The organism is Pseudomonas sp. PNPG3, assembly GCF_023093815.1.
In the GTDB taxonomy this organism is placed as follows: Bacteria; Pseudomonadota; Gammaproteobacteria; order Pseudomonadales; family Pseudomonadaceae; genus Aquipseudomonas; species Aquipseudomonas asiatica.
The window spans coordinates 117857-123860 of sequence record NZ_JALLKV010000013.1 but is presented as its reverse complement, the minus strand read 5'-3'; the positions used below and the strand labels follow the sequence as shown (position 1 = coordinate 123860).

General features: G+C 60.4%; 6 protein-coding genes. 3 read left to right on the top strand and 3 right to left on the bottom strand.

All coding sequences use genetic code 11. The features are described 5' to 3' along the window. From MJ643_RS11745 to dinB, 3 genes are all read left to right on the top strand, one after another. Positions 1-966: MFS transporter (locus MJ643_RS11745; RefSeq protein WP_247726812.1), on the top strand; the 966-nt coding region annotated here is incomplete at its 5' end. Then, positions 944-2992, top strand: a complete 2049-nt coding sequence (locus MJ643_RS11740) for an ornithine decarboxylase (RefSeq protein ID WP_024086652.1) — start codon at positions 944-946, stop codon at positions 2990-2992. The genes MJ643_RS11745 and MJ643_RS11740, both read left to right, overlap by 23 nt. Continuing rightward, a complete protein-coding gene (dinB, locus tag MJ643_RS11735; protein WP_024086653.1) occupies positions 2985-4094 on the top strand; it encodes a DNA polymerase IV in 1110 nt (369 codons plus the stop codon). Before MJ643_RS11740 ends, dinB begins: the two co-directional genes overlap by 8 nt. Here dinB and MJ643_RS11730 read toward each other — a convergent pair. Genes MJ643_RS11730 through MJ643_RS11720 form a run of 3 tightly spaced genes read right to left on the bottom strand, consistent with a single transcriptional unit; the run spans position 4042 to position 5944 of the window. After that, positions 4042-4944 carry an AraC family transcriptional regulator gene (locus tag MJ643_RS11730; protein WP_013971956.1) on the bottom strand — a complete coding sequence of 301 codons (903 nt, stop codon included), beginning with the start codon at positions 4942-4944 and terminating at the stop codon, positions 4042-4044. The two genes, dinB and MJ643_RS11730, sit on opposite strands and share 53 nt — an antisense overlap. Then, positions 4941-5255 (bottom strand): AzlD domain-containing protein, encoded by a 315-nt coding sequence (locus MJ643_RS11725; protein WP_013971957.1) that lies wholly within the window; start codon positions 5253-5255, stop codon positions 4941-4943. Before MJ643_RS11725 ends, MJ643_RS11730 begins: the two co-directional genes overlap by 4 nt. After that, positions 5252-5944: an AzlC family ABC transporter permease gene (locus MJ643_RS11720; RefSeq protein WP_013971958.1), complete on the bottom strand. Its 693-nt coding sequence runs from the start codon at positions 5942-5944 to the stop codon at positions 5252-5254. The genes MJ643_RS11725 and MJ643_RS11720 overlap by 4 nt, the downstream gene beginning before the upstream one ends. Positions 5945-6004 lie beyond the last annotated feature (60 nt).

The following is a 6004-nucleotide window of genomic DNA, read 5'->3' as shown; positions in this document are numbered from 1 at the left end:
ACGAGGCTCCCGCCTCAATCCAGTAACTGTGTTGCACTCAGCTCCTGCAACCGCCCTGTATTGGTTGGTCTTGCAATGGTCATGACGGCGCTCGAGTGCCTCTATGTGCCGACATTTCGCGCGTATTTTCCGGACATTGTCGCAACGGACCAGTTGGCCTCGGTCAACAGCGGTGTCCAGGTGATCGAGGATGCTGCCTCGATTATCGGCCCGCTGGTTTTTTCGGTCTGCGTAATAGTGCTTTCTCGCGAAGCAACGTTCTTGTTTTTTGCGACATGTCTGGTGCTGTCGGCTATCTCCATCGCCACATTGGGGCCAGGTGGGCAAAGTGCCAGGCAAGCCTTCGATGGGCGTGCCATCGTCCGCGATGCTGCACGCAGTGTATGTCAGCTAAGGGGCAACAATGCACCGTTGTTTGCCGTTATTGGTTGCACCACGCTCTGCGCGATGTTTGCCACGTCGGTCATTCGCTTCATCCTTCCGGCTTCGGTGCTGGAGCATTTCGCTTCCGAGGCAGCGGTAGGTTACGTACTTTCATTGCTTGCAGCGGGTACTGTTCTGGGGGGCGTGCTCTACACACGTTTCAATCCGCGCACAACCGCACGATTGGTGTTGCGTTATTGGCTGCTATACGGCGCATTGTTTTTGGCTGCAGCAGTGGCGCTGCAGATCAACAGCTGGCTGTTTCTGTCGGTCTTGTTCCTGGTCGGCTTGATCGGTGCGTTTGTCGATATCGCTATCGTGACCAACATCCAGTGCTTGTCGAATGAGCATGAGGTGGGCAGGAATTTTTCCCTTTATTACTTCACGGCCGTCATTGGTGATGCCGTTTCAGGCCTGGTTGCCAGTTTGGTGTTTGTGCTTGCGGGGCCGGCAACCTTCATCTGGATGACGCTGATGCTGTTCATCGCGCCTGTGCACTGGAACCTGAAAGGAAATGCCGATGACCCCGACAATCGTATATAGCGTGGCGCTCGATGTTGACGCATGGGACGGTGTGCTGACTGCGCCCTTTCATACGTCAGCTAATCTCGCACTCGCTTCTGCCTTGTTCTTGACGCCGGAGGATGCGCTGCAAGCGATTGTACTTGAGGCGGTTACGCGCTGGCGTTTACCACTTTTCATTGCCTCGGAAGGTGTGAATGGCCTGGCAGACGGCGATGAGCGAAGGCTGAGCGTGCCGCTGTCGGAGCCTGACAGGGCCCGGCTAATGGCGGCTGCACTCACCTTTGAACACCAGGTACTGCCTCCCTTCACACGTGCGGTTGCGTCTTTTGTCGACATGCGTCGGCCAACCTTTGCCTGCCCAGGTCACCAGGGAGGAGCCTGTTTGCAGCAGCATCCCGCTGGAGCCCGTTTCAGGCAGTTGCTGGGGCCTGAAGTGTTCCACGTGGATGTACCCCATGCAGCGCCTGAACTGGGTGATGTATTAGGCCACGAAGGCCCGGTCCAAGAGGCCGAGCAATTGGCTGCAAGGGTTTTTGGTGCTGACGATACCTGGTTCGTGCTCAATGGCACGTCCACTGCCAACAAGGTCGTTGCCAGTGCGCTGTTGGCAGCTGGCGACCTGGTGCTGATGGATCGCAACAACCACAAGTCGGTGTTTCTCGGTGCCTTGGTCCAGTGCGGCGCTTTGCCGGTGTACCTGGATAATGTGCGAGATGAGCGGGGGCTGCTGGGTGGCTACCGAGTAGGTGCCCTGGATGAGGGCCACTTGCGCAGCCGGGTGGGGCAGATCTGTGAGCGCCGGGCGGGAGAACCCAGGCCCTTTCGTCTGGCGGTAATCCAGCAGGCGACTTGTGATGGGGTGGTGGTCGATGCTGCGGCAATATTGGCGCGAATTGGGCATCTATGTGAATACGTACTGTTCGATGGCGCCTGGGCTGGGTATGAACCTTTCGTTCCCGCACTGGCCGATTTATCGCCGCTGGGCGTGCAATTGACTGACAGCTCTCCCGGCATTGTTGTGACGCAATCGGTGCACAAGCAGATGTCAGGGCTTTCCCAGACTTCACAGATTCACAAGAAAGACCAGCATATCAGCCACCTGCGCCGTTATTGCACACGGCCAATGTTCAACGCAGCATTCATGCAGCACGCTTCGACCAGCCCGTCGTATCCCTTGTTCATGTCGCTGGAAGTGAATGCAGCCATACTCGCCGACGGTGAGGGCGAGCGCCACTGGCGGCAAGCGCTGGCCACTGCGCAGGCGTTGCGCGATCAGGTCGTACACCGTTGTCGGTTGATCCGGCCACTGATGCCGCCTGTATTGCAGACTTCGCTTGAATACCAGGCGCAGGGTGTGTTGGCCATAGAGCCTGGCTTGCACTATGTCGACCCATGCAAAGCCATCTTCACCACCCGAGGGCAGTCAGAGATTCCGGCATGCATTGTTGCCCAGTATCTGCGAGATTGCGGTTTTACTCCGGAGAAAACAGACTTCTTCACGTTTACCCTGCTGATGACACCGTCCAGCGACAGTGCCACCTTGAACAGGTTGGTGGGCGCTTTGGAGGATTTCGAAGCGCATTGGCTCAATGGCACTGCGGTGCTGCAACTGCTGCCTTCGCTACGTGCGGCTTCGGCACCCTATCAGGGCCTGTCCATCGCTGAGCTAGGGGAGCGCATCAGAGCGCTCTATCGCATACATCAGGTTGAGCTGCGGCAGAGTGAGATTTTCAGTGCCATGGGCGCTGCGCAGGAAAATTGCTCCCCTTACCAGGCCAACCAACGGTTCGTGCGTGGAGAGGCCAGCTTGCAGAGGATCTCGGAGGTTGCAGGCAGGGTTGCGGCCGAAGGCGTTATTCCCTACCCACCCGGGATCATGTGCATCACTCCCGGTGAGTGCTGGACAGCTACGTTGGTTGGCTATCTGCAAGCAGTGGAGGATTTGTCTGCGCAGTACCCCGAATTCGCGCCGCACATTCAGGGTGTGCACAGGATTGGCGATGCCGATGGTTCGGTCTTGTTCGGAGTGTTCGTGCTTGACTGAACGCTCTCAACCGCTGGGTGGCGCACTCACGCAACCGCAAGGTCAAGGACGTAAGTTCATTCACGTCGACATGGACTCCTACTTCGTCGCCGTCGAACTGCTGGATGCCCCATGGCTGCGTGGGCGGCCGGTCGCTGTCGGTGGCAAGGCGATAGACAGGGGAGTGATCAGTACATCCAACTATGTTGCCAGGCGGTTTGGTGTCAGAAGCGGAATGGCAACTGCCACTGCGCAACGTCTATGTCCGGATTTGGTGCTATTGCCTGTGCGCTTCGAGCGGTATGAGGCAGTGACTCGCAGGCTGGAGGACATTTTTCGGCGCTATACCCCAGGCGTCGAGTTTTTCTCGCTGGATGAGGCCACGCTGGATGTGACAGGGCAGATGCACTGCAACGGTTCGGCAACGCATATGGCAAGCCGCATCCGGGCTACGATCGAGCAGGAACTGCAGTTGACAGCCTCCGCGGGTGTCGCGCCTTTGAAGTATCTGGCGAAAATGGCCTCGGAAGTGAACAAACCCAATGGCCAGTTCGTCATTGCACCCGATCAGGTGCAGGCTTTTCTCGCCAATGTGGATATTCGCAAGATCCCTGGGGTGGGGCCCAGGACATGGGGCGTGTTGCAGGCTTTAGGATGTCTGAAATGTACTGATGTTACTGACGACATGATACCGGCTCTGTTGCGGCACCTTGGTGCGCACGGTTTCTATGTGTGGGAGCGTTGCCGAGGCTTGGAGGGCTATGAAGGGAAGCCCGGAGGTGTCCAGTCCTTGGGAGTCGAACATACGTTGCCCAGCGACTGTGATGACTTTGCCAGTTGTGCCAGAGAGCTGGATGGATTGCTGGCGGCCTTAACCATCCGCCTGGAAGCGCTTGGCCCTACGCCGCCCATTGTCAGGAATCTGGTCAAACTCAAGTTCTCCGATTTCTCCATTGCCAGTGCCGAGGCGCCCGCCCTGACTTTACAGCCGCAGGTCATACAGGGGCTATGTCGCATGCTTTGGGATACCAAACGGCAAGGGCGAGCGGTGCGTCTGGTAGGTGTTGCCGTCAGGATTCGAAGGAGTCTGCCGGACCCCTTGCAGCTCGAGCTGGCGTTTTGAGTCGCTTGGTTGGCACGATCGAATGAACACATGCTTGCCGATAGGCCCCCGGCGACACACCGTAAGCCTGCTTGAACTGCCGGCTCAAATGGCTCTGGTCGGCAAAGCCCAGGTCGAACGCCACGTCCGAGGCAGCCCAGCCAAGCTTGAGCATTTCCCGCGCACGGGCCAGGCGCCGCTGTTTCAACCAGGCATGTGGCGGCAGGCCGGTGGCCTGGCGGAACACCCGGGCGAAGTGGAACGGTGACAGGTTGACAGCCGCCGCCAGAGCTTCGAGCGAGGGTGGGTCGGCCAGTTGGCTTTCCAGCAGCTCACGGGCGCGGGCCACTGCCAGCGGTTCGTGGCCAGGGGCGGCAGGTTCGGCGCATTGCCCGTGCCGTTGCACCAGGGCCAGCACCGCCTGGCGCCAGGCGGTCTGCTGCTGCAGGGCACTGGCGCCGGCTTCGGACAGCTGGTGCAACTGGCTGAAGGCAAGCGCCAGAGCCGAGTCGTGGATCACGCTGTCCTTGAAGCTGGGCATGCCGTGGCGGCCCAGTTCCAGTTCGTCGAGCACCCCAGTTACCCGTTCATGTTCCGGGTAGAACCCTCGGTAGCGCCAGCCCGCTTCGTGGGCGGTGGCCCCGGTGTGCAGCTCGTCGGGGTTGATCAGCACCATGCTGCCGACCGGCGCCAGGTGCTCGCTGCCGCGATGCCAGAAGCGCTGGGCGCCCGACTCGATCACGGTGAACACATAGCCTTCATGCACATGCGGGGCGAAGCGCTGCTGGAAATAGCGCGCGTGCAGCATCTCGACGTCGCCCAGTGCCGGCGCCTGCCAGAGGTGTGTCTGTTCGCGCAGGGGCGTGCTCATGCCAGCCAGCTGCGCAAGAGGAAGAAGATCAACATGCTCACCAGCATGCTCAGCAACACGCTGCGGGTCAACAGCACCAGGGCGATGGCCACCAGCGAACCCAGCAGGTAAGGGTTGAGCAGGCTCAGGTCCAGCTGGTGCTCGGGCATGAAGATGATCGGGCCGCATATCGCGGTGAGCATGCCTGGCACGGCAAAGCCGAGGAACTGCCTGGCGTTGGAGCTCAGGCGCAAGGGCAGGCGCGGCTCCAGGAACGCATAGCGGTTGAGGAACACGATGGCGCCCATGGCAAAAATCAGGACCCAGGTCATGCGCGGGCTCCGGCGAATTTCTGGCAGACGAAACCGGCGCTCATGCCCAGCAGGCCTGCGGCCACCAAGGCGGTTTCCCAGTGCCAGTAGCTGAACAGCACCGAACAGAACAGCGACACTGCCACGCATACAAGTGTGGCCAGGTTGCGCACCAGTGGCGCGATCAGAGCGACGAAAGTGGCGACGATGGAAAAGTCCAGGCCGAGCTGGTCCAGGTGCGGAATATTCTGCCCCAGCAGGATGCCGGCCAGGGTGAACAGGTTCCAGGCGACGTAGAAGGTCAGGCCCACGCCCAGGGCGTACCAGCGGTTGAACTGCTGCTGGTCGTACTGGCTGGTCAGGGCGAAGAACTCGTCGGTGAGCAGGAAGCCCAGGCCCAGGCGCCAGCGCAGCGGCTGGCTGGACAGCACCGGGCGCATCGTCAGGCCATACAGCAGGTGCTGCGAGGTCAGCAGCAGGGTAGTCAACAGGATCGACGCCAGGTTGGCGCCGCCCTTGAGCATGCCGATCGCCACCAGTTGCGCGGCACCGGCGAAGACGATGGCCGAAAGCCCTTGCCCCTCCCAGGCGCTGAGGTTGGCCTCGATGGCCATGGAGCCAGCCAGCAGGCCCCAGGGGGCAACGGCCAGGGACAACGGGAGAATGGCGATGGCGCCGTGGAGAAAGGCTTGGCGGGCGATGTGGGGCATGGTGGCTGCAGTGCGTGTACTTGGCAGGCCAGCATGCCAGACGGGGCGGGGGATGGCTTG

What these genes read in the sequence shown, in the direction of transcription:
- MJ643_RS11725 (WP_013971957.1), bottom strand. Translation starts at nt 5,255, where the DNA reads ATGACCTGGGTCCTGATTTTTGCCATGGGCGCCATCGTGTTCCTCAAC.
- MJ643_RS11740 (WP_024086652.1), top strand. Translation starts at nt 944, where the DNA reads ATGACCCCGACAATCGTATATAGCGTGGCGCTCGATGTTGACGCATGG.
- MJ643_RS11730 (WP_013971956.1), bottom strand. Translation starts at nt 4,944, where the DNA reads ATGAGCACGCCCCTGCGCGAACAGACACACCTCTGGCAGGCGCCGGCA.
- MJ643_RS11720 (WP_013971958.1), bottom strand. Translation starts at nt 5,944, where the DNA reads ATGCCCCACATCGCCCGCCAAGCCTTTCTCCACGGCGCCATCGCCATT.